The sequence below is a fragment of the Gottfriedia sp. S16(2024) genome (assembly GCF_050473765.1).
In the GTDB taxonomy this organism is placed as follows: Bacteria; Bacillota; Bacilli; order Bacillales; family Bacillaceae_G; genus Gottfriedia.
On the sequence record NZ_JBFLUO010000001.1, the window covers coordinates 2,801,427 to 2,825,988 of the forward strand.

Below are 24,562 nucleotides of genomic sequence, written 5' to 3' on the forward strand. Positions count from 1 at the left end.
TTTTTGCTAATTATTTTGATATAATAGTCATATTGAAAGTGGTGATTAAAAATGGAATTAAAGCAACAAAGTCCATGGTTCAAGGTGAAAATAGGAGATGAACATAAAAATCAAACAGTAGAATCGTATTTAAAAAATGTATGGCAGTTTCCTAAGAAATTGTTACATGAATTAAGGATGGCAAAAGGGTTTAAGATAAACGGAGAAGCTAAACCTTGGAATACGATACTTTTAAGTGGTGATCAAGTTGAAATGCTATTGTTCATAGAGGAAGATTATGGTGTAATTCCACAAGAACAATCGAATGAAATCTGTTACGAAGACGAACATTTATTAATTGCTAATAAACCGTTTGGAGTCGACACACATCCGAATGAAAAAGGACAGTTAAATACATTAGCAAATGGGGTAGCATTTCATTTTCAAAAAAATGGATTAAAAACAAAAGTACGCCATATACATCGCCTCGATAAAGACACTACTGGTGGAGTTGTATTTGCTAAACATGCATTAAGTAGTGCAATTCTAGATTCGATGTTAAATCAACGTAAAATAAAACGTACTTATACAGCTATAGTTGAAGGGAATGTGAAATCACCTAAAGGTACAATAAATGAAGCGATTGGAAGAGATCGACATCATCCTACAAGAAGAAGGGTTTCACCAAAAGGCGATCATGCAATTACGCATTATAAAAAAATAAGATACATATCAAACTTGAATGTAACGATTTTAGAATGTCAGTTAGATACTGGTCGTACGCATCAAATTCGAGTTCATTTAAGTTTTTTAGGTCATCCATTAATTGGAGATCTATTATATGGTGGGAAACAGAAATTATTGAAACGTCAAGGATTACACGCTAGTAATGTACAATTTACGCATCCTTTTACGAAAGAAAATGTTTCGATTCATATCCCATTCCCCTCAGACATAAAACAAATACTTAACGAAAAGTGAGATGAATGAAATGTTATTAGAAGTTATTGCCACAACCGTAAAAGATGCATTAGATGCAGAAAGGTTTGGGGCAAATCGAATCGAATTAGTTACTGGAATAAAAGAGGGTGGTTTGACACCAAGTTACGCGACAATAAAGCATGTTGTTCAAAGTGTTTCAATTCCAGTACATGTAATGATTCGCCCACATAGTCGTTCTTTTTTATATGATCAGTATGACCAAGAAGTAATCTTAAACGATATTGATGTTTGTAATGAGCTCGGAGCAGCTGGTATCGTTTTTGGTGCCTTGACTAAGGAGAATACAATTGATGAAGATCTTTTAAAAAAAGTAACAGCTCGAGTAAAAGGTATGAACTTTACGTTTCATAGAGCAATAGATGAATCAAATGATTTGCTAACAGCTATTAATACATTAAAACAATACCCTGAGATTACGCATGTGTTAACATCTGGTGGGGTTGCTAGTGCTATTGATGGAAAAGAAACAATAAAAAATATGATCGAACTTACAAATAAATCCAATATAAAAATTTTAGCTGGAAGCGGATTATCCATAGAAAATGTTTCAGACTTCATTGAATTTACGAATGTAGAAGAAATTCATTTTGGTTCAGGGGTTCGAAAAAATAACTCTGCAATCGAAGAAATTGATTCTTCTTTAATGGAGAGTTTGCGTAGCAGATTAGTAAGAGGATAAATTAATTAATGTATGAATACATCAACATTTTTTTCACATAATAAAAAAGTAGTCCGCAAAAACGGACTACTTATAATACAGCTTTATACAAATTTTATTTATTATTTACCGATAAATTGTTGAGTCCAAGCATTTGATCTTGAGTCATAACCAACACCGATTTGAGTTAAGTTAGGATTTAAGATATTTGCACGGTGACCAGCACTGTTCATCCAAGCAGTAACTACTTCTTCAGGTGTTTTTTGACCTTTAGCAATGTTTTCTGCTGCATAGCTATAAGTGATTCCGAATTGTTTCATCATATCAAATGGTGATCCATAAGTCGGTGAAGTGTGATCAAAGTAATTTTTGTCAGTCATATCTTGTGATTTTAAACGTGCTGTTTTAGATAATGTTGCATTAACAGTAAACGGTTTTAAACCAGCTTTTGTACGTTCAGCATTTGTTAATTCAACTACTTTTGATTCATAAGCTGATAATGATGCTGAATTTGATGTTGTATCTGATGGTGTTGATGGTTTAGATGGTGTTGATGTTGACGGTGTCGTTGGTTTAGATGGTGTAGTTGGTACCGTCGGTTTTGTTGTTGGTGTTGCAGGTTTAGCCGGCGTTGTTGGTGCTGATGGTTGTGTAGTTCCTGAGTTAGCTGGCTTTGATGCTTGTCCTAATTGTTGCTTAATAGCATCTTGAAGTTTATTCATATCCATACCATTGCTATTTAATAATTTACTTAAATCGATTTTAAAAGTACCATTTGAAGTTGTTGAGTTTGGTAGATTAAAATAATTATATAAAGAGTTTAAATTATTTAAGTTGATATGTTGTGTATATGATTTAGTTGTATCCTTAGTAATAGTTGCTGCATTTACGGCACCTACAGGAGCACCTACTAGTAGAGTAGCAGCCACAGTTGATAAAGTAACGATTTTTTTCATGTTCTTTCTCCTCCATTTGGTTGGTTATTGTCTCGCTGTACAAGTAATACTTTAGCATGAAAACGCATGACATAATTATGGGAAATAATGGGGAGCTAAATTTGAGGATTTTTTTGGTAGTACTGTTTTAATACAGAAACAAAAAAAAACGTTGTTACTACAACTATTTTACTAGAATAATATTAAATAAGTATCATATAATTTTGCTTAAAATTTCCATAAAAAAAACTTGAAGTTAAGAAAACGTCATATTTCCACGTTATAATACAGGAAGAAAAATCCAGTTTTGTTGTTATCCAGTTACGATTGTAATCATTCTGTAATGAACGTATTGAGGGTGAATAATTTGAAATTATTTATTGATGATACAAGGCAAGTTCCATACGGATTTATATTGGCTAAATCCGTTGAAGAAGCATTAACACAATGCAAACATCAACAATTCGAGCTAATATCGCTAGATTATAATTTAGGCTTCAGAAAAGAAAATGGATTAGACTTTATTAAGAGGTTTATTAAAGAAGGTCATTATGTACCACACATAAATTTACATAGCGATGACTCATTTGGTGTTTTTAAAATGGAAAATGAAATTAAATCATTAATAATAGAAGAAAAGAAACAAAAGACTAAAAATTACAAAGAAGAGTTATTAATGAAAGGACACTAATTATGATAGTGTCCTTTTCAATTTCCCTTCATATATATAGAAACAAAATTACAAAACCAACATTATTTAATTAACACATGCTTTTCTAATACAGTTTTATTCGCTTTATAATAGTTTGTAATAACAGGGAGTACTTCTTTAAAGTCAGGGCATTTAATATTTGTGTTTTGTAAATCGATTAACGTATTAGTACAATCATATTCAGATTTACAATTAAAATAAGATAAAACTTCTTTTTCAACTTTCAGTAATCGTCTAATGAATGGTATCGAAAGGAGGGGGCTAATAAATTTAATTGGAATAATTCCTACTGTAGTTTTGTTTAAATAATAGGAAAGAAAGTCTTTATAAACATCCTGTACAGGGTAAGGATAGGGATCTGTAATTTGATAAGTTTTGTTAACTCCGATTTCTGCATGACTCAAATAGTAAACAGCATTAATTAAGTAATCGATGGGAATGAAATTGCAATAAGCATCGTTTTTACCAATTCGTGGTATAGGTAAATAGCGAAGATTTGTGAAGAAATTTAAAATGAAATATGGTCCATCAAATTTACTTGTCTCACCAGTTTCTGAATGACCAACTACAATTCCAGGTCTTATAATGGTGATTGGCAGTTGGGTTTTTAGTTTCTCAACTTCTATTTCAGCATAATACTTCGTTTCTTCATAAAAGTTTTTAAAAGTTTGTCCCATTTCTAACTCATGTTCATAAATTCTTCCTTCACGAGTTCCCGAGACATAGCTAGTACTAAAATAAGTGTAACGCTTCAAAGATTTCAATTTAAGCGCGACTTCATTTACGTTTATTGTTCCTTTCACATTTACTTCATATGCAATTTTTTTAGGAACAGCAAGGTCGTATATTGCAGCTAAATGAAATAAATCCGTTATATTATTAATAAGTACATTTAAGGTTTTTAAATTGAGTCCAAAATCTTTCTGTGTAATATCTCCACTTAGTAGTTCTAATTTTGAAAGTGTATAATCAGGATACTTTTGATCTAATGTAAGTAAAAATTCGCGGCATTGTTTTTCGGTATTAGGAAGGATGAGTAAATAAATCTTTTGAAAAGACAGTTCATTATCAAGAATTTTGTGAAGTAAATGTTTTGAAATAAATCCGGGAAAACCAGTAATAAAATATGTTCTTTCCATTCTAACCCCCTACTATATGTAAATTGAATCTCTTTGTTTATTTTATTAAAGAAATATTCATTTAATGTAATATTCGCTTCAATATAATAAAGGTATTTTGATCGTACTTTTTTCACTACTCATGAACCTTTTATGAGTAAGTATTTTTCGATAGATTGCTTATTTGGTTCCTCATGAAGCCCTTATGAGTAAGTAAAATTCATGATTTAGCTAATATAGTTCCTCATGAACCCTTTATGAGTAAGTAAAATTCGATATTTAGGTTATTTGGTTCCTCATGAAGCCCTTATGAGTTAGTATAATTTATGATTTAGCTAAAATAGTTCCTCATGAAGCCCTCTAATGAGTAAAAATAAACAAAAAAAAGCTTGCCCATAAGGACAAGCTTTTAATTTCAATTATTTAACTTCTTTCTTCAAGTCTTCAGCAACAAACTCTACGTTTGTACCTACAACTACTTGTACGTTTTTATCATCTAATTTAATAACTCCACGAGCACCTGCTTTTTTAAGAAGTGCTTCATTTACTTTAGAAGCATCTTTAACTTGTAAGCGTAAGCGAGTTGTACAGTTATCAATATTTGTTAAGTTTTCTTTTCCACCTAAAGCTTGTAGGTATAATGAATCACCAATTTCAGTTGTTACTTCATCAGTTTCAACTTCGTCGTCTTCACGACCTGGTGTTTTAATGTTAAATTTCTTAATTGCAAAGTAGAACACTACAAAGTAAATTACACCAAAGATTAAACCGATTAGGAGTAACAGAATAGGCTTAGTTGCAATATTGTAGTTCAGAATGTAGTCCATAAAACCAGCTGAGAATGTAAAGCCATCTTTAATTCCTAAAGCATTTACGATACCCATTGATAAACCAGTTAAGATTGCATGGAACGTATAAAGTACTGGAGCAATGAACATGAATGCAAATTCGATTGGTTCAGTAATACCTGTTAAGAAAGATGTTAAAGCAAGACCAATAAACATACCTGCAACAGTTTTACGTTTTTCTGGTTTAGCAGCAGCGATCATTGCGAATGCAGCAGCAGGAAGACCAAACATCATAATTGGGAAGAAACCAGTCATGAATGCACCAGCAGATTTGTCACCAGCGAAGAATCTGTTTAAGTCACCGTGAACTAATTTACCAGCAGCATCAGTAAAGTCACCTAAGTTGAACCAGAAAATTGTATTTAATACGTGATGTAATCCTAATGGGATTAAAATACGGTTTAAGAAACCGAATACTGCAGCTCCGATTGGACCGATATCAATAATCCAGTTACCAACTGAGTTAATTGCATCTTGAATTGTTGGCCATACATAACCAAATATTCCTGCTAATACAAGCATAGTAGCAGACGTTATAATTGGAACGAATCGTCGTCCACTAAAGAAACCTAACCATTCAGGTAATTTAATACCACTGAATCGGTTGTAAAGAAGACCAGCTACAACCCCTGTAATAATACCACCAAGGGCAGCCATATTAATATCTTTATTTATAGTAGTTGTTCCCGCAGTTAGTACGAAGTAACCGATTGCACCAGCGAGACCAGCGGCTCCATTTCCATCCTTTGAAATACCGATTGCAACACCGATTGCAAAGATTAATGGAAGATTAGAGAAAATTGCATTACCAGCAGCCGCCATAAACGGAATGTCTAGTAGATCAGGTTGTCCAAAGCGCAGTAAAAGTCCTGCAGCTGGAAGGACAGCGATTGGAAGCATTAATGCTTTACCAATACGTTGTAAGAAACTAAGCATATTATTTTCCCTCCGAAAATTATTATAATGATTACGCTTTCAATATTAACTTAAAAAGCACTACTTGTCTATACAACTAGTTAAGATAAAAATTGCTATTTTCTTCCAAAAAAATTAAAAATAAAAAGGGAAGAATTAATTCTTCCCCTATATTAAGCCATTTTATATAGTTTGTTGTTCTTTAATCATTGACCCTTTAAATGACTTTGCGCTTGAGCAATTAAACGTTTAGTGATTTCGCCACCAACTGATCCGTTTGAACGTGCAGTTGTATCTGATCCTAAAGTTACACCAAATTCGTTAGCGATTTCATATTTAAATTGATCTAGTGCTTGTTCTACACCTGGAACTAATAATTTATTTGTTCTTGTCATGTTGATCTCCCTTTCTGTAAGTAATAGCTTACAATTCTATTTTTTACATTTAGGGTTTTCTCATGCTTGGTAAATACAGTCATATTAGGGTTATGTTAACTTTTTAACCAATGCTGATCCTTCAACGACAAGTACATCTTCTTGATTATATACATTCGTTTGAAGCGTTAATAATTTTTTATCATCTCTTTTACGCACAACACTGACAATCACTTTAATTGTGTCATTTATTTTTACAGGTGCTTTGAAAAATACTTCTTGAGATAAGTAGATGGTGTTTTTGCCGGGTAGTTTTGTACCTAGTACTGAGGAAATAAAGCTGCAAATCAACATGCCATGTGCAATTCTTTCTTTAAAGATGCTTTCTTTTGCAAAATCATCTAATAAGTGAATTGGATTTACATCTGTTGAAATTGCAGCAAATTGTTCAATTAACTCTGCAGTAATTTTAACTTCAAGAGTAGCTTCGTCACCAACTGAAATGGAGTCAAAATGAACTTCCTGTACATTTCTTGCACTTTCGAAAACATTCATTTTGTTTCATCCTCTCCTTGATGAAATGTCTAGCTAATCAAGAAAATTGTTTAATAAATATCGATTATAGTTTTGTGAATGAGAATTCTTGTAAGTTTTTAAACCAATCTTCTTGAGTTTTTTGGAACTGTTGATACATGTTCGTCCAAGCAGTGTAAGGTGTGTTATTTAATGGTTGTTTAAAAAATTGTTGGAAAAATTGTTGTTGTTGATTTGAAAATGTACTCATAGCTTGAAAAAACGATTGGTATGGGTTTTGATTCATATTTGTCCATAAAGATTGAAATGGAGCAAACTGATCAAATAATTTTTTCCAAGTTTTTTCATAAGTCTCTTGATTAATTGTAGGCTTAATTTCATTTAATAACTTAATCATTTCCTGAAACTGCTCGTAAGACTCTTGTTGTTGAACTTGCACTTGCTCGTTTAAAGTTTTCCATTGTTTTGCTTGTTCTTGAAATAAAGACTCTGTCCATTGTTGAATTTGTAATTGATTGTCTAATAAATATTGAAGCATTTTTTGAAAATTCTCAGCTGCAAGTTCAGTTTGTAATTCGATTGTTTTTTCAGTCATTAGTGTTTCCTCCAAAAAAATTTATTATTGAATGCATTGCTGCAATTTCAATCGTCTTTAAAACTTTGATCAGAGTTGCTAAATGGAAAGAATGAATTTGTGTAAATCGAAAAAAATGTTTGGAGCATCTGATTATATTGAGTAAATGAATTATGACAAGTTTTTAGATATTCCTCACCGGCATCTGTAATGGAGTAAATTCGCTTTGCCGGACCTTCAATTCCATATTCCCAACTAGATTTAATATAACTTTCTTTTTCAAGTTGTCTTAAAATCCGATAAACATTACTTGAATCAAGCGTAGTAAAACCTAAATCAAATAATACTTGCATTAATTTATAGCCATGCATATTCCATTGCTTAAGGCTAAGAAGTAGAAAGGGAACCAAGAAGTTTTTAGGCAATGTAATCGATTCAGAGGTTTCGGGTTTATTTTTTTTACTTGTTTCCTTTTCATTTGTTGTCATAAATTTATGTTCCCCCCTATATCGTAGTAATGGAATCATCATCCCTTAGGTGTAATTTACACTTAGTTAAATTTATTGTCAATGTATTTTAAATATAATGAATATTAAAAAACAAATTTCGACAACAGATGTAGAAATATCACGAAAACATTGGATTGTTTTGTCGTTAGCTTGTTTTCTATACTTAAAAGTAGTGAGGGGGATTAACATGTCAGAGCAAAATTATTCAGATCCATTGAAAATGTGGAAGCAAATGTATGATGTAAATGAAAAATACTTTGGAAAAATGATGAACGAATATGTTCAGAAAGAAGAATTTTCCGAGTGGATGGGTTCTGTAATAGATTTTAATCTATTCTGTAAAAAGATGTTGAATGATCAATCCAAAACATTCTTAGAGGCTTCAAATATTGCTTCTAAAGAAGATATTGCAAATGTAGCTAGCTTAGTGATCAATTTAGAATCGAAAGTAGATACATTAGAAGATCAATTATATTTAGATTCCCAACCTGAGTTAGATGTAGCAGCATTGAAAAAAGAGTTAGACATTGTGACAGTTAAACGAGATCTTACAAAATTGAAAGCTGAAACCAAATCAATTCATCAACAAGTTAGTGAATTAAAGTCTTCAATGGAAAACATTGAGCAATTAAAGTCTTCAATGGCTAACATTGAACAACTTTTACAACAATTAACGACTAAACAACCAACAAAACAATAATTAGTTAAAAAAGGAGAAATGATAATGGATTTAGTAAATCGTGTAGCGATCGTAACAGGTGGAGCAAAAGGGATAGGAAAAGGGATAGCATTTGCTTTAGCAGAAAAAGGCGCAAAAGTTGTAATCAATTATAATAATAGTGAAGCACACGCAAAAGCAGTGGTAGATGAACTTTTTGAAAATGGTTATGAAGCGTTAGCAGTGCAAGCTAATGTTGCTGAATTAGATCAAGCGAAAGCATTAATTGATCGCACGGTTGAGCATTTTGGCCGATTAGACATTATTGTAAATAATGCTGGTATTACTAGAGACCGTAGTTTCAAAAAACTAAGTGCAGAAGATTGGCATGAGGTTATTGATGTAAATTTAAGCAGTGTTTATAACACATGTAATTCTGCTTTACCATACTTACTTGAATCTGATAACGCTCGTATCGTTAATATTTCATCAGTTATTGGTCAGGCAGGCGGATTCGGCCAAACAAACTATTCTGCTGCAAAAGCTGGAATGATCGGATTTACTAAATCTTTAGCTCTTGAATTAGCAAAAACAAACGTTACAGTAAATTCTGTATGTCCTGGATTTATTGAAACTGACATGGTAAACGAAATTCCTGAAAATGTAAAAGAGCAAATTAAATCAAGAATACCAAAAAGAAGATTTGGTACTGTAGAAGAGATTGCTAAAGCTGTAATTTACTTATGTGAAGGTGGAGAGTACATTACTGGCCAACAGATTAATGTAAATGGCGGACTTTACGTTTAAGTCTTACTTATAGATGACCTTTTTTCAGATCAAAAGGGGGGAAAAGTGTGTTTAATTCACAAATGTTAGAAGAAGCTACGGAATCGCTTCCGAGCGGATTAAAAGAATCATACAAAAGATTGAAGAAAACCGCAGATATTCTTATAAAAGAGGGAGAACCTTTAGTAGGTCAATCTCCTAAAGAAGTGATTTGGACTAAAAATAAAAGTAAACTATATCATTATATTCCAACAACTAAAAAGGTAAAAAAGACTCCAATCCTTCTTGTTTATGCTCTAATTAATAAACCTTATATTCTTGATCTAACAAAGGGGAACTCTTTTGTTGAGTATCTTGTTAATGAAGGGTTTGATGTTTATTTATTAGATTGGGGAACTTTTGGTCATGAAGATCGTCATTTGAAATTTGACGATATTATTCACGACTATATTGCAAAAGCAGTAAATAAGGTTCTTCGTTTCTCAGGTGCAAAAGAATTATCAATATTAGGCTATTGTATGGGTGGTACTTTAACTAGTATTTACGCATCACTTTATGAAAATGCACCAATTAAAAACTTAATTTTTGTAACTAGTCCATTCGATTTTTCAGATACAGGATTATATGGTGCATTTTTAAATGAAAAATACTTTGCACTTGATAAAGCTGTTGATACATTAGGGAATATTCCTCCTGAAATGATCGATTTTGGTAACAAAATGTTAAAACCAGTTACTAATTTTGTTGGACCTTATGTAACATTACTGGATCGCTCTGATAATACAAAATTTATTAAATCGTGGCAGTTAATGCAAAAATGGGTAACAGATGGTATTCCATTCCCAGGTGAAGCATATCGCCAATGGATTAGAGAATTTTACCAACAAAATAAATTATTAAGCGGTGACTTAGAAATTAGAGGTAGAAAAGTAGATGTTTCTAACATTAAAGCTAATGTTTTAAATATTTCTGCTACGAAAGACCATATTGCGATGCCTTGCCAAGTTGAAGCATTAAATGAGCATATTTCAAGTGTAGATAAGCAGTATGTTTCGATTCCATCGGGCCATGTATCAATCATGTTTGGACCAGTTTCATTAAAAACAACATATCCGACAATTGGTAAATGGTTAGCTGAAAGATCATAATTTCAGTAAATTTCTAGAAAACCTTTAAATAAATATCATTATATTGTACTTAAAAAATCTCACTTTTAAAAAAGTGGGATTTTTTTTATTTAACTGACAAAAACTACCTTAAATATGATCTGTTGAAAGGAGTTTAGAAAGTGAAAAGTATTAGCGGAGTTTTGTATTGGCCAACGACTTACACTAATTCGCAACCCGAACTGGAAAATATAACGCCATTAGACGAAGATCTAGATTGTGATTTTGTCATCATTGGGGGTGGTGAATCAGGAAGTTTATGTGCATATTTCTTAAGTCAAACGGGTGCCAAGGTCGTTTTACTAGATAAACGAAAACAAGTTGTACAAGGTAGTACTAGTGCAAATACGGGACTCTTGCAGTATTCAAATGACAAAACTTTAAATTCATTTATAAATTCATATGGAAAAGAAAAAGCTGTCCGTCATTATCAATTATGTGTAGAGGCAATTAAAGGTCTTGAAGAAATGTCAAAAACAATCGATATTAATCCTGATTTTATAAAAAGAAAAAGTTTATATTATGCTAGTGATTTAGATGGAAAAGAAATGATTGATTTGGAATATAAAGTTTTAAAAGAAAATGGTTTTAATGTTGAACGATTTACAAAATCGCAAATTAAAGAAAAGTTTAATTTTACGAAAGAAGCTGCACTTTACACAGGTGATGACGCCGAAGTAAATCCATATAAATGCGCTCACGGCTTGCTTTTATATGCTCTGAAACGAGGTTTGAAGGTATATTCAGATACAGAAGTAACTCGGATGATCGGTACAGAGCATGGGGTACAATTATTTACTAAAAATAAACATACCATTCGTGCCAAAAAAGTTATTTTTGCTGGGGGCTATGAATCCCAAGAAGTAAAAAGTGAGAAAAATGCTATTTTAACATCAACATTTGCGATTGCAACTCAGCCTTTAATTGAGAAAAACAATGCATGGTATGAGAATTGCTTAATTTGGGAGACAGCTAGGCCATATTTATATCTTCGGACAACGGTTGATGGGAGAATAATTGTCGGTGGACTTGACGAACCTACAATCATACCAGAAAAACGTGAATCCATGTTATTTCATAAAAAAGAACAGCTTATAAAAAATTTAATAGAGTTATTTCCTAATTATAAAGATGCTTATGCAGAATATTATTGGACTGGCACATTTGGCGGAACACATAATGGCTTACCGATGATTAGGCAATATAATGAATATCCAAATTGCCTTTTTTTAATGGCCTATGGTGGCAATGGAACGGTTTATAGTTATATTTTAGCTAAAATATTAAAAGATCTAGTTACGGTCGGGTCTCATCCAGATGCATATCTTTATATGGAAAATTAAAAATTAATTAGAGCAAAGATTAATTGCCAGTTTTATGAATAAAAAGAGTAAAATAGTAAGAAAATTTTAATAGGTAATAAAATTTTAGGAGTGTATCACATGAATTATCTTGAAATGTTTAGTGAGTTGTTTTTCGGATATATAGCTCTTTTTATTGTCGTTAAAATTAATGGAAAAACACAAATCACGCAAATAACGCCATTTGATTTGATTTCATCTCTTGTGCTAGGAAATATACTAGGGGATGGAATATATGATAAAGAAGCGAATCTACCAAAAATTCTTTTTAGTATTTTTGTTTGGGGTGCATTAATATTTTTTACTGAGGTCTGGACACAAAAGTCAATGTGGGCAAGGAAGTTCTTAGAAGGTGATGCTTCGGTCGTTATTAAGCATGGGGCAATCCAGTGGAAAGAATTGAAAAGAAACCGTTTGGATACTGATCAATTGATGCAATTACTAAGAGCTAAGGATACTTTTGCAGTCAGTGAAGTAGCGTATGCTATTTTAGAAAATGACGGTACAATTAGTGTCTTGAAGAAATCAAATTTCGATACGCCTACGAAACAGGATTTAAAAATTCAAATGGAAAAAGAATTTTTACCAGTCGTAGTAATTAGTGATGGAAAAATAATTGAAAGAGCACTTAACTCGCTTAAAAAAGATGAAAAGTGGGTACATAAAAAACTTTCTGAGTCAAATTTATCACTTAAACAAGTATGCTTCGCAGAATGGGATTCGAAGCAATTACATTTACATACGTATTAACTAAAAATTTGAGGATGAGATAAATGAAATATTATATTTATTACTGTTTTGGAGGTACACATTCTTCACCCTTAGCAGCAGCATATCATTTAAAACAATTACCACTTGATCGCCAGCCGACAACTGAAGAAGTAAAAAATACCTACTTATTTAATAAACTAAAACCAAAAGATGGTGGAAAACTATTTTTTCACGGTGAAGACGAAAATGGAGACCAAGTATATACAGTAGCAAAAAGATATACAAAAAATGTGCCTACTGCCATAGAAGGTTTAGGAAAGGTTTTATTAAATGAAGATGATAAAATCATCTTATCAAGTACATCGCCAACTGTACCAATAGCTATGACTTTAGGTGGATTTACATCAAGATTTTTACATATCGATTTTATTGGCGTTCCGTTACTTGTATTAGGTGCAAAGCAAACATATCTGAATTTGATAAAATTAGTTGAAAATACTCAAAGATATCATCACATAGCCGCTGAGAAAGTCACAGACTTATCTAATAAAAACTTCAATAAAGATTAAAAAATGGACGTTATAGAACGTCCATTTTTTAATACGGCATTTTTAAGACATCCATAGCCTTTTTAGCATCGTTTTCGATTAACTTATTAATATTAAATACTGAATATTGACCTTGTTTTGATAAATAGCTAAAAATTTGAACATGTAAATTATTCACCGATACTAGTTGCTTTATAAATAAATTACTTAAGTCAGGAGTAGCGGTTTCTGTAAGTGCATGTGCATACATTTTTGTTAATACTTTTGTTGCTGATAATAAATCTTCAGCACTCATTTCGCTGGCCAATTTATCGCTTGCTGCATCCCGTTCCCCAATCGTAATATTGCTCATAAATTTAAGTAATTCACGTAAGTTATTTTCAAATAATGTAATAGAAGTTTTATATAATTCTTTTAATCCTGAATCTGTTATATTTTTTATATTTGTTTTAAGCTTATATAAATAGTAAGTAGTTGTAGCAATAATTTCATGTAATTCTAAAGTTTCATGCCAAGCTAATGTTCTCATTCAATATCCCTCCTCTATTGTACAAGTCTATTCAATAGGAAAGGGTTATATGACGGATAAAAAATTAGAGGTTAAGTAGGAAGGAGGAAAAGGGAGGAGCTTAGAAATTATGGAGTGATTGATCAAGAATACAAATATTCCGATCCAAAAAATTTTGCCATTCTTTTCCCGCACAATTTATGTATATTGAAAATGTGATTAATCAGTTAAGTATATGTGTAAAGAGTGTTTTAGAAATGATTGATTTAATTAATGAGGAAGATTTAAATTTTCGACCGGTTGATGATAAGAAATCGATCGGGGAGTTAGTGCAGCATCTATGTGAACTTATTGGTGCTGATATGGAAATTATGAGCGGTGCAAGTCAAGAAATGATGGTTAATTACTATACCGTGGTTGAATGTAAATCTTTCGTTGAAATGAAGAGTTTATTACAAAAAAACTTTCAGGATTTAAAGGAATGCTATTTTAATATGAAAGAAAATGATTTAGTTGTAAAAACTACTTCATATTGGGGTCTTCAATATTCTAAATTCGAATGGTTATTAGAGATTTTAGTCCACTTCACACACCACAGAGCGCAATTATATATGTTACTAGTTCAAAAAAAGGGCAATATTAATATCGCACTATTTTAAAAAAAAATAGGGGATAGAAGAAATGATAACTCTTTTCTATCCCCTAAAACTTGCACATAATCAGTCTTTGGTTTCGTGCTGTGGATGCATAAATTGTTTTGCTGGTTGTTCTCGCTTTTTTGATTCTAATAGGTCGGCGTTTTCTGCACTTGCCCAACCAATATCATTTGTTGGATGAACCCATTCGTCGCCCGCCATAACTGATGGATCAACATCGTCAGACCAATTATTTAATGGAGAGTTAGGGGAGCTATACTTACTGTCTCCAATAACTACACCTTTTGAATTTACAAAAGGTTCTTCCATTTTAATGTCTGTTCCTTTAAAAGATGGAAAATTTGAAATATGGGGTAAAGTATCATGCAATACCGGTGAATCGATTTTAGATTTGTCATTTTTTCTCTTCATTATATATCACCTCTACTTACAAATTATTATTTGCTAAATAGTAAAATCAATACAAAAAGGACAATATCCAAAATGAATATTGTCCTCTTGTACCTATACCTCAATTGTAAAAAATGAAGGCGATAATGTTTTTGGTGAGAAATAAACTAGCATTGCATAATTACCGGTTCTATATTCTGCAGTTAGTAAGAAATGTTCGATATCAAATGAAAGTGATTCAATCATTGTGTGTTTATAGATCTCTTTTTCATTTAAATTAAGTGAAATAAAATCGGAACCTAAAAATTCAGGATTTTCGATAATTCGTTTATAAACTTCCTTCGTAAAATCATGGTTTGTTACTTCGTCCCACCATGGTTTACGCGGTTTATATTTATGATTTAAGTAATAATCAATCTTCATAATATCTTTAACAATCGTATCGTTTTTAATTTGATATTGAGTTAAAAACTCATTTAGACGCTTAAATAAATCTTCAAGCTGGTGACCTATTCTTGACCACCCTCTTTCTTCCCAATATGAACCAAATAATTGGAAGAAATCAAATGGACTTTCAAATTCATTTTTAATTAAATATTCAATCGTACTATTTGTACGGTGATCATTCCAATATTTTTCGAGTACGTCTTCAACTTGCTTAATTTTTACTATATCATCGAAAGATAGTACATTATTACTTAATATTTCATACGGAGCATAATCCATATATACGTAATCATGTTCATGTGCTCTTAATCGTACTCCAGTGCCTCTTAGCATTTTTAAGAACCCAAGTTGCAACTCTTCCGGCCTTAAAGCAAAAACGTCATTGAATGTTTGACGGAATGAATTGTAATCCTCTTCTGGTAAACCAGCTATTAAATCTAAATGTTGATCTATTTTTTCTCCATCCCGTACAAGTGTGACAGTTCTGCATAGCTTTTCAAAGTTTTGTCTTCTCATAACTAGTTCGTTTGTAGCATCATTTGTAGATTGAACACCAATTTCAAATCGGAATAAGCCTTTAGGTGCATTTTGATTTAAAAATTCGATGACTTCTGGTCGCATAATATCACCAGTAATTTCAAACTGGAATACTGTTCCTTCGACATGTTCATCAATTAAAAATTGGAACATATCCATTGCATAACTACGACTTATGTTAAAAGTTCTGTCTACGAATTTAAAAACCTTCGCTCCGTTTGCCATAAGGTAACGAATATCATCTTTAATAACCTCTCGATTAAAATATCGAACCCCAACTTCAATAGAAGATAAACAAAACTGGCAATTAAATGGACAACCTCTGCTTGTTTCGATATATTGAATTCTTTTACTTAGAAATGGTAAATCTTCTTTAAAGCGATAAGGGGAAGGAATAGTTGTTAAATCTAATTTTTCGGTTTGTGGTTTAATGATATTTTTTCCTTCATCTCGATAACCAATGCCATTTATGGAAGTGAAATCATTCCCATTTTCAATAGCTTTAATTAATTTCTTAACGGTAATTTCTCCTTCACCGATCGTAATAATGTCAATTTCCTTTACGCGATCTAACCAATAATTCACATCATAGCTTACTTCTGGTCCGCCAACAAAAATAATAACTGAAGGATCAATTTTTTTATACATACGGATTACTTCAATTGTTTGTTCGATATTCCAAATATAGCAGCTAAAGCCAAGAATTTTTGGCTTGCGTTTATATAAGTCAGTGATGATATTAAGGCTTGGGTCTTTAATTGTATATTCTGCAAGCTCAATATCATATTCAGGCTGAGCATACGCTTTAATGTATCGAATACCCAAATTAGTATGGATATATTTTGCATTTAATGTTGCTAAAACAATGTTCATTGATATACCTCGTTCTAAATTATTATCGATTTATTTTATCATAAAATATTGAGATTACTAAATTTTCAAAAGCGAAATAGAAAATGAATGAAAAAAAGAAGCGATCCATCTATCTAATTATTAGGCGAAATCAATTTAGGGTGGATTATTTTGGAGAAGATTCGGACTAAAATCCGCTAATAAAGTAAGCAAAATCTTGCTCTATTTTATAGTAGATTTTCCTCACACTTTTTATAAAAAGACATATGATTTACTAAATACAAAAAAGTTTCCCTAGGGAAAGAAAGGAACAACAAAATGAGTAGGAAAGTATTATTTTTTACGTATTTGTGTAATAAAATAGGAGTGCTGTCAAATCAAGATGTAAAAAAAGTATTAAATCATTAGTTACTATCAAAAATGGAAAAAAGTTGTAGAAAATTGGTGATTGTTCATTTACTTAGAACTATTGACAATGAAGACCGACACATGACATAATTTTATTAAATAGTATGAATAGTTTGAATTTTTACGGTGTCCAAATAGATAGTCTAAATAAGTGGAGGTGTAAATATGAGTTTATTTTTAGAACAATGGAAAAAGCTTGCGAATATTAAATGTGATTTGGCTAAAAGAGATTGGTTTTATGGTACTAGTGGAAACTTGTCAATGAAAATTTCAGACGATCCATTATTGTTTCTTGTAACTGCGGATGAGAAGGATAAGAGAGCGCGCTGTGATGAAGAATTTATTGTAGTTAATAACCTGGGTGAACCAGTATTTGATACGGTATTAAAGCCATCACTTGAAACATTGGTTCATGCAAATATCTACGAAAAAACATCTGCTACTTGTGTGCTCCATGTACATACTGTAGATAATAATGTAATTTCTGAATTATTTGGTGATGAGGGGCAGGTAGAACTTGAAAATAATGAAATGATTCATATATTAACGAGTTCTTATTTTGAAAATAAAATAATAGTTCCAATCATTGAGAATGCACAAGACATGGAAACTTTTAATCGTGCATACACTCCATTTTTAACAAAGGATTTTGGGGCTGTTCTTGTTAGGAATCACGGGATCACTGTTTGGGGAAGAAGCCCACTAGAAACGAAGAAGTGGCTAGAAGGAATAGAATTTCTAATAAGTTATAAAGTAAAATTAATGATGATTCAAGGTCATAAAATAAAAGCAGGCAACTAAATAGAAGTGAAAAAGCTGAAATAGTAGTGGTAAATAAATTCCATTACATTTCAGCTTTTTTATTTTATAATAAAATTATACTATTATTGAATTAGGATCTTTTCTAGTAGCTTATGCTAAATATAAATTTTTTTTAGAGTATACAGTATTTATAGGAATTGAACAATACTATTTGTTCATAGCTACAAATTACTAAACTTTAGATAAAGTTGCCTATAGAATATCACTTAAATCAAAATTAATCATTTTAAGCAGGATTTAATAAAAAGTCGTCTAATTTATAAAGTAAGAACGATAAAAGCGCTATTTCATAAAAAAAATAAACCTACTAGGTAATTTTGCTTAGTAGGTTTCATATTGTATCTATTTTAAATAATTTAGATAGAATGAATAATAGAATTAATTCGAGTTTGAATGAAAAGGTTGTTAAAAAACATCCTGTAGAAGGGAATCTGTCTAATGAATGAATATCAACTCAGCCGTTTATTATTATCTATTTCATTAAAAAGGGAAGAAATGGTATTTTTTGCGGAAACTAAAGGGTTAAACGAACATTTAACCTTAAAGGCCAGTCAAGAATTGGACGAGTTAATTATTTCATACCAAAAAAAATTGCTAACTGAATTAAATAAGTCATTTTCATTGAAATAATCTTAAGATTGATTTATAAGTGTAAAATAATAATATAGAATGAACAATGTAAAAGAAATTGAAGGAGTATTATTATGGAAGAGACAAATAGAAAAGATATAGAGCTTTCTTTAAAGCTATTTATTGTATTATCGCGAGCTCATAGAAAAATAAATGATTCTGCAAATAAATCGATTGCTAGTTTTAATTTAAATCCAACTGAATTTGCAGTTCTTGAGCTGTTGTATCATAAAGGAAACCAACCACTTCAACATATTGGAGAAAAAATATTAATTGCAAGTGGAAGTATTACTTATGTAGTAGATAAACTTGAGAAAAAAGGTCTAGTTTATCGAAATCCTTGTAGTGCAGATCGTCGAGTAATCTATGCTGAAATAACTGAAAGTGGAAATAAACTGATGGAAGAAATTTTTCCGGTGCACGAAGAATTTTTACATGAGCAAATGAGTGATCTATCTAATGAAGAAAAAAATTTCCTAATTCACTTATTGAAGAAAATTGGGTACCATGGGTCTAATTAAAAAAGCTCTCATTTGATGGAGCTTTTTTTATTTTTAAACAATTATCTATTTAAAAATATATTGAATTAACACTTATTTAAGCTGTTAAAAACTATTTCTCTGGAATTAAATTTTATGTTTCTAAGTAAATAATTTTTAAATTTTCAGAAATTTATTTAGATTTAGGTTTTTTTACAAGAAGATTTTTTATATAATAGCAATATCACAAAAAATGGAGGGATTAACATGGGTTTTCAAGATTACCAGTATTCTAGACCAAATATTAAGAACTTTGGGGAACAATTTAAACGTTCATTACAAAATTTTTATGATGCTTCAACGGTCTATGAACAAGAATTAGCAATGAATGAAATCAATGATTTAAGAAATGAATTTTCAACAATGGAAAATTTATGTGCAGTTCGCCATTCAGTTGATACAAACGATCAGTTTTATGAGGATGAGCAAGCGTTTTTTGATGAGAACACTCCAATTGTTCAATCATATGGACAACAATATTATAAAGCATTAATCGGTTCACCATTTAGAGAGCAACTTGAAGAAAAATATGGCCGTCAATTATTTGCTTTAGCTGAATGTGAAGTGAAAATTTTAAGTGAAGAAGTAATTCCAGATTTACAAGAAGAAAATAAACTAACGACTGAATATGCTAAGTTAGTAGCGGCTGCTAAACTTCCGTTTTATGGTGAAGTGAAAACGTTAGCACAAATTTCTGCACATTTCGAGGATAAAGATCGAGAGGTTAGAAAGACAGCTTACGATACATACTTTGGATACTTCTCGGAGAATCAAGATAAATTTGATGAGATTTACGATAAATTAGTAAAAATTCGAACTCGTATAGCAAACAAACTCGGTTTCTCAAACTTTATTGAACTAGGATATGCTCGTATGATGAGGACGGATTACGATGCAAATGATGTTAAGAAGTTTAGAGAACAAGTTCTTGAAACAATTGTTCCAATCGCTACCGAATTAAGAGAACGACAAGCTAATCGAATCGGTGTAGAACAACTTTATTACTATGACGATAAATTCGAATTTGTAACTGGTAATGCGACGCCTAAAGGTAATCCTGAGTGGATTATTGAAAATGGTAAAAAAATGTATGATGAATTATCGAAAGAAACGAGTGAGTTTTTCAATTTTATGTTAAAGGAAAATTTACTAGATCTAGTTGCTAAGGAAGGAAAACAAGGTGGGGGATACTGTACTTATATTCCAAATTATAAAGCTCCTTTTATTTTCTCGAACTTCAACGGAACATCTGGTGACATTGACGTACTAACACATGAAGCTGGGCATGCATTCCAGGTTTATGAAAGTCGTAAATTTGAAACACCTGAGTATAACTGGCCAACTTTTGAGGCGTGTGAGATTCATTCAATGAGTATGGAATTTTTCACATGGCCTTGGCAAGAAGAATTCTTTAAAGAGGATACACAAAAATATTATTTTACACATTTAAGTAGTGCAATTACTTTTATTAGTTATGGTGTGGCAGTAGATGAATTCCAGCATGAAATCTACGCAAATCCTGATTTAACACCTGAGGAACGCCACGGACTTTGGAAGAGCCTAGAAGAAAAATATTTACCTCATCGAGCAAATGACGGAAATAGTTATTTAGAAAAAGGTGGTTTATGGCAAAGACAAGGGCATATTTACCAATCACCATTCTATTATATTGATTATACATTAGCTCAAATTTGTGCATTACAATTCTGGAATAAAATGCATGAAGATCGTAATTCTGCGTGGTCTGATTATGTTGGACTTTGCCAATTAGGAGGAAGTAAATCATTTTTAGGCTTAGTTAAAGAGGCTAAACTTGAATCACCATTTAATGATGGCTGTATTGAGGAAACACTAGAACCTGTTAGAAAATGGCTAGCAGGAGTTAACGATCAAAATTTATAAGGAATTACTCCGACTTTTGAAAAGTCGGAGTTTTTTTATCTAGAAAGTTTAAATAAGAAGAAAGTCAACAAATACTCCTAAGGATGATGAAGTGCAATTAAATTTGATAAAACTGCAATTATAAATATGAAAGTGCAAATAAAGCTTCTAACCATTGAATTAATTGCAAAAATACTAATAAAATTTTGCAGAAAAAATCAAATCAAAAGAAAATCTAGTAGAAATATTTAAAAACACAAAAAAGAGAAAGGATTATTACCTTTCTCTTTTACTGTTTAACAAATTTAATTATTAACTACCTTAGCAGTATCTTCAGACTTAGCATGCTTCTTTGTTTTCTTAGAAAAGAACAGTTCATATACAACCGGAATAAATACTAGCGTTAATAATGTTGATGAAGTTAAACCACCAATTACTGTAATAGCTAATCCTTTCGAAATAAGTGTACCACTTGACTTTGTTAATGCTAAAGGTAGTAAAGCAGCTATTGTAGCAAATGCGGTCATTAATATAGGTCTTAGACGTGTTTTACCTCCCTCGATGATTGCTTGGCGAAGAGGTAATCGTTTTTGTTCTAAATTTTGTCCGATTCGATCGACAAGTACGATTGCATTTGTTGTTACGATTCCAATTAACATTAGTAAACCAATCATTACACTAATTGAGAGCGGTTCGCCAGCTAGGAATAGTGCAACAAATGAACCGATTGGTACAAATACTAATGCAGATAAAATAATAAATGGAATTCGAGCTTTGCCAAAAGTAATTAACATGGTTAAATAAACTAATCCGATTGCAACTCCCATTGCAACACCTAGATCTTTAAATGTTTGAGTAGTATCATCACTACCGCCACCACCTTTTAAAGTTACATCAGTTGGCAAGTCTACATCTTTTTTTACATCATTGATTACTTCATTTGTTACTTTTGCAATGTCTTTTCCTTTTATTTGAGCAGAAACCTTAGCAAATACTTTACCATCTAATTTTTGAATTGCTGAATATGTTTCAACTGCTTTAACTTGGGCTACATCTGATAATTTGATTGGTCCTAATTTACCAAACAATTTAATATTTTTAATATCCTCTACAGATTGGAGTTCTTTATTGTAAGTTAATTGCACATTTTGATCTTTACCATCAATTTTTAATGTTCCCATATTGACTGGATTTGTTTGGTCAGCAACTAAACCTAAGATCATCCCAGCGGAAAGTCCATTTTCAGAAACTTTTTTCTCATCAACTGAAACAATAACTTGTTTTTGTTTTTCTGCGAAATTATTCGTAACATATTTTAGGTGGTCGTTCTTTTTCATATAGTCTTCAACTTTTTTTGCACTTTCTTGTAGTGCAACTAAGTTATTAGAATATAAATTGATGTCCACGTTATTATTTGATGGTGGACCACCAGATGAGTTTTCTTGTAATCCTACTTTAGCACCTTGAACTTCAGATGTTGCTACTTTCTCCATTTTACTTTTTGTATCTTTAATGAATTGATCAACATCTGCACTTTGTTTTAAATTAATAAAATAGCTAGCTTTATTCTCAGTTTTTAGTCCAGTCATAAAGTCACGGCTACCAACGCCAGTAGAAACTTCTTTAACTTGCTTCATATTTAAGAACATCTTTTCCATTTTTAATGAAACTTCATTTGTTTTTTCTAATGATGTTGATGATGGCAGTTCTAATGAAGCAATGATTGATCGTGAAGATTCATTTGGAATAAATGTGAACCCAAGTCTACCTACTAAAGAGAAAGAACCTGCAAGTAATACAATAGCTAGTACAATAACAATCCATTTGCGATTTAATGATTTTTCGATCACATTACCGTACCAAACTTGAATTTTATCTTCTTTTTCTTCAGGTGGCACTTTCTTAAAAGCATAGCGACCTAAAATTGGTACGATTGTAATCGAAACTAACAATGAAGCTAGTAAGGAAAAAACAATTGTTAAAGCAAATGGTAGGAATATTTTACTAGTAAATCCACCGACAACACCTAAAGGTAAGAAAACTACAATAGTAGTAATAGTAGAAGATGTGACTGCTTTTAATATTTCTTTTGTAGAAGATAAAATTAAATGATTTGAAATGCCTTCTTTAGATTTACGTATTCTTCGGAAAATATTTTCAATTACAACGATACTATCGTCAACTACACGTCCTACTGCAACTGCCATACCACCTAGGGTCATAATATTTAGCGTTATATCTAATTTAAGTAAGAAAATCGATGTAATTAATAATGATAAAGGTATTGATATAATAGCAATAAATGTAGCTCTGAAGTTACGTAAGAAAATCAATACTGCTAATGAGGCAAATATTGCGCCTAATAAGCCTTCTTTAATTAAAGATTCAACAGATGACTTTACACCTTCAGCAGAACTATAACCCACTTTATATGAAATTTCATTTTTATGCTTATCTAGTACCTTTATTACTTTGTCAGCTACTTCAACTGTATTTGCATCTTGTTTTTTCGTTATTGCCATTGATATAGCATCATTGTCATTATAACGAATTAATTCATCTTTAGAGTCTACTGATTCAATTTTAGCGATATCTCCCAAAAAAACTTTTGGAGTTTGAGCATTTTGATTTGGTGTAGTAGAAGTAAAAGATGCAGGTTGTAATTCTAAATCCTTTAGTTTCTGAAGTGTATCTAATTTTTCTTCAACACGAATTGGAATTTTAATATCGCCATCATTTATTTTTCCAGCCGGGAAGGATAGGAATTTTGCATTAATTTGATCTTTTATACTTGTTAATGAAAGACCTAAGTTTGCAATTTTTTGCTTATCAACTTCGATTGATAATGAAGTTGATTTTCCTCCACCGATCGAAACGCTGTTTACGCCTTCAATTTTATTTAAAGCTGGTACAATTTCGTCATTTAAAGTTGTTTCGATATTTGAACCATCTTTTGAAAACATTGAAATGTAATAAATAGGGAATGATCCAAACGAAAAACGGTCTACTTTTGTTGATACATTTTCAGGTAATCCAGCATCCTTTAATGTCGTGTTAATTTGTTGTTCAACTTTATCCATATCCGTATTAAATGGAAATTCTACATTAATTACAGAAACGCTTTCGAAAGAAGAACTTGAAATTGTCTTAATTCCTTCAATTGATTTAAATGAATTTTCAAGTTTTGTTGTAATCTGCTCATTTATATCATCTGGTGCTGTACCAGGGTAAACAACTTGAACAGAAATAGCTGGAAATTCGATATTTGGAAGCTCTTCAACTTTTAATTTTGAATACGAATATAGTCCTCCAACTATTAATAAAAACGAAATAATAAAAATTGCTACAGAGTTTTTTAAACTAAACTTTGTTAAAAAGTTCATTTATTACCTTCCTTCCTATGTATAGTGATAAAGTGATAAAAAAATATAATCCGAATTTTCAATCTTTAGACGGCGTTATTTCTCTGGAGAAAAAACATGTTCATTTCAACTCTTTTAAAAA

25 protein-coding genes are annotated in these 24,562 nt (G+C 31.3%); 14 read left to right on the forward strand and 11 right to left on the reverse strand.

From position 1 onward, the window contains the following. Window positions 1–51: 51 nt before the first annotated feature. Both AB1282_RS13005 and AB1282_RS13010 read left to right on the forward strand, forming a co-directional pair. Window positions 52–960 (forward strand): RluA family pseudouridine synthase, encoded by a 909-nt coding sequence (locus tag AB1282_RS13005; protein WP_056474071.1) that lies wholly within the window; start codon window positions 52–54, stop codon window positions 958–960. Window positions 961–970: 10 nt separating this feature from the next. Next, a complete protein-coding gene (locus tag AB1282_RS13010; protein ID WP_429899284.1) occupies window positions 971–1,660 on the forward strand; it encodes a copper homeostasis protein CutC in 690 nt (229 codons plus the stop codon). A 101-nt stretch (window positions 1,661–1,761) separates the two neighbouring features. On the opposite strand, the gene AB1282_RS13015 is transcribed toward AB1282_RS13010, so the two are convergent. Then, entirely contained in the window at window positions 1,762–2,595 is an 834-nt protein-coding gene (locus tag AB1282_RS13015) for a CAP domain-containing protein (RefSeq protein ID WP_082459562.1), read from the reverse strand. A gap of 346 nt (window positions 2,596–2,941) precedes the next feature. Between AB1282_RS13015 and AB1282_RS13020 the strand changes: the two genes are divergently transcribed. Beyond that, window positions 2,942–3,265, forward strand: a complete 324-nt coding sequence (locus AB1282_RS13020) for a cyclic-phosphate processing receiver domain-containing protein (protein ID WP_429899286.1) — start codon at window positions 2,942–2,944, stop codon at window positions 3,263–3,265. Window positions 3,266–3,327: 62 nt separating this feature from the next. Here the strand turns inward: AB1282_RS13020 and AB1282_RS13025 are convergent, their stop codons facing one another. From AB1282_RS13025 to phaQ, 6 genes are all read right to left on the reverse strand, one after another. Then, window positions 3,328–4,425, reverse strand: coding sequence for an SDR family oxidoreductase (locus AB1282_RS13025; protein WP_056474077.1), 1,098 nt, complete (start codon window positions 4,423–4,425; stop codon window positions 3,328–3,330). A 398-nt stretch (window positions 4,426–4,823) separates the two neighbouring features. Then, window positions 4,824–6,188: an N-acetylglucosamine-specific PTS transporter subunit IIBC gene (gene nagE / locus AB1282_RS13030; protein ID WP_056474079.1), complete on the reverse strand. Its 1,365-nt coding sequence runs from the start codon at window positions 6,186–6,188 to the stop codon at window positions 4,824–4,826. Between the two features lie 185 nt (window positions 6,189–6,373). Then, entirely contained in the window at window positions 6,374–6,562 is a 189-nt protein-coding gene (locus AB1282_RS13035; protein WP_056474082.1) for an alpha/beta-type small acid-soluble spore protein, read from the reverse strand. 90 nt (window positions 6,563–6,652) lie between these two features. After that, the gene (locus tag AB1282_RS13040) at window positions 6,653–7,096 is read right to left on the reverse strand and encodes a MaoC family dehydratase (protein ID WP_056474085.1); all 444 of its coding nucleotides are present in this window, start codon (window positions 7,094–7,096) and stop codon (window positions 6,653–6,655) included. A 64-nt stretch (window positions 7,097–7,160) separates the two neighbouring features. Beyond that, on the reverse strand, window positions 7,161–7,670 hold the full coding sequence (locus AB1282_RS13045; protein ID WP_056474090.1) for a hypothetical protein: 510 nt from the start codon (window positions 7,668–7,670) through the stop codon (window positions 7,161–7,163). 47 nt (window positions 7,671–7,717) lie between these two features. Further along, complete coding sequence (gene phaQ / locus AB1282_RS13050) at window positions 7,718–8,137, reverse strand: poly-beta-hydroxybutyrate-responsive repressor (protein ID WP_056474092.1); 420 nt, start codon at window positions 8,135–8,137, stop codon at window positions 7,718–7,720. Window positions 8,138–8,345: 208 nt separating this feature from the next. Here phaQ and AB1282_RS13055 point away from each other — a divergent pair, with 208 nt between their 5' ends. From AB1282_RS13055 to AB1282_RS13080, 6 genes are all read left to right on the forward strand, one after another. Further along, on the forward strand, window positions 8,346–8,858 hold the full coding sequence (locus tag AB1282_RS13055; RefSeq protein WP_056474094.1) for a hypothetical protein: 513 nt from the start codon (window positions 8,346–8,348) through the stop codon (window positions 8,856–8,858). A gap of 21 nt (window positions 8,859–8,879) precedes the next feature. Further along, window positions 8,880–9,623, forward strand: a complete 744-nt coding sequence (locus AB1282_RS13060) for a 3-oxoacyl-ACP reductase (RefSeq protein WP_390313030.1) — start codon at window positions 8,880–8,882, stop codon at window positions 9,621–9,623. Between the two features lie 62 nt (window positions 9,624–9,685). Next, entirely contained in the window at window positions 9,686–10,750 is a 1,065-nt protein-coding gene (gene phaC / locus AB1282_RS13065) for a class III poly(R)-hydroxyalkanoic acid synthase subunit PhaC (RefSeq protein WP_056474264.1), read from the forward strand. A 140-nt stretch (window positions 10,751–10,890) separates the two neighbouring features. After that, on the forward strand, window positions 10,891–12,111 hold the full coding sequence (locus tag AB1282_RS13070) for an NAD(P)/FAD-dependent oxidoreductase (protein WP_429899289.1): 1,221 nt from the start codon (window positions 10,891–10,893) through the stop codon (window positions 12,109–12,111). 99 nt (window positions 12,112–12,210) lie between these two features. Then, entirely contained in the window at window positions 12,211–12,879 is a 669-nt protein-coding gene (locus AB1282_RS13075) for a DUF421 domain-containing protein (protein WP_056474099.1), read from the forward strand. A gap of 23 nt (window positions 12,880–12,902) precedes the next feature. Continuing rightward, window positions 12,903–13,409, forward strand: a complete 507-nt coding sequence (locus tag AB1282_RS13080; RefSeq protein ID WP_056474102.1) for a DUF3189 family protein — start codon at window positions 12,903–12,905, stop codon at window positions 13,407–13,409. A gap of 28 nt (window positions 13,410–13,437) precedes the next feature. On the opposite strand, the gene AB1282_RS13085 is transcribed toward AB1282_RS13080, so the two are convergent. After that, window positions 13,438–13,917: a spore coat protein gene (locus AB1282_RS13085; protein WP_056474106.1), complete on the reverse strand. Its 480-nt coding sequence runs from the start codon at window positions 13,915–13,917 to the stop codon at window positions 13,438–13,440. 236 nt (window positions 13,918–14,153) lie between these two features. Between AB1282_RS13085 and AB1282_RS13090 the strand changes: the two genes are divergently transcribed. Next, on the forward strand, window positions 14,154–14,555 hold the full coding sequence (locus AB1282_RS13090; RefSeq protein ID WP_429899292.1) for a DinB family protein: 402 nt from the start codon (window positions 14,154–14,156) through the stop codon (window positions 14,553–14,555). 60 nt (window positions 14,556–14,615) lie between these two features. Here AB1282_RS13090 and AB1282_RS13095 read toward each other — a convergent pair whose 3' ends face one another. Together AB1282_RS13095 and AB1282_RS13100 are read right to left on the reverse strand one after the other, a co-directional pair. Further along, a complete protein-coding gene (locus tag AB1282_RS13095) occupies window positions 14,616–14,963 on the reverse strand; it encodes a DUF3905 domain-containing protein (protein ID WP_390313015.1) in 348 nt (115 codons plus the stop codon). Window positions 14,964–15,056: 93 nt separating this feature from the next. Continuing rightward, window positions 15,057–16,799: a B12-binding domain-containing radical SAM protein gene (locus tag AB1282_RS13100; RefSeq protein WP_429899295.1), complete on the reverse strand. Its 1,743-nt coding sequence runs from the start codon at window positions 16,797–16,799 to the stop codon at window positions 15,057–15,059. Window positions 16,800–17,351: 552 nt separating this feature from the next. Between AB1282_RS13100 and mtnB the strand changes: the two genes are divergently transcribed. From mtnB to AB1282_RS13120, 4 genes are all read left to right on the forward strand, one after another. Further along, window positions 17,352–17,987, forward strand: a complete 636-nt coding sequence (gene mtnB / locus AB1282_RS13105) for a methylthioribulose 1-phosphate dehydratase (protein ID WP_056474118.1) — start codon at window positions 17,352–17,354, stop codon at window positions 17,985–17,987. Between the two features lie 459 nt (window positions 17,988–18,446). Further along, the gene (locus tag AB1282_RS13110; RefSeq protein ID WP_056474119.1) at window positions 18,447–18,638 is read left to right on the forward strand and encodes an aspartyl-phosphate phosphatase Spo0E family protein; all 192 of its coding nucleotides are present in this window, start codon (window positions 18,447–18,449) and stop codon (window positions 18,636–18,638) included. A gap of 74 nt (window positions 18,639–18,712) precedes the next feature. Continuing rightward, entirely contained in the window at window positions 18,713–19,159 is a 447-nt protein-coding gene (locus tag AB1282_RS13115) for a MarR family winged helix-turn-helix transcriptional regulator (protein ID WP_056474121.1), read from the forward strand. A gap of 225 nt (window positions 19,160–19,384) precedes the next feature. Next, window positions 19,385–21,079 (forward strand): M3 family oligoendopeptidase, encoded by a 1,695-nt coding sequence (locus AB1282_RS13120; RefSeq protein ID WP_056474123.1) that lies wholly within the window; start codon window positions 19,385–19,387, stop codon window positions 21,077–21,079. A 284-nt stretch (window positions 21,080–21,363) separates the two neighbouring features. Here AB1282_RS13120 and AB1282_RS13125 read toward each other — a convergent pair whose 3' ends face one another. Continuing rightward, on the reverse strand, window positions 21,364–24,441 hold the full coding sequence (locus AB1282_RS13125) for an efflux RND transporter permease subunit (RefSeq protein WP_429899297.1): 3,078 nt from the start codon (window positions 24,439–24,441) through the stop codon (window positions 21,364–21,366). Window positions 24,442–24,562: the final 121 nt, after the last annotated feature.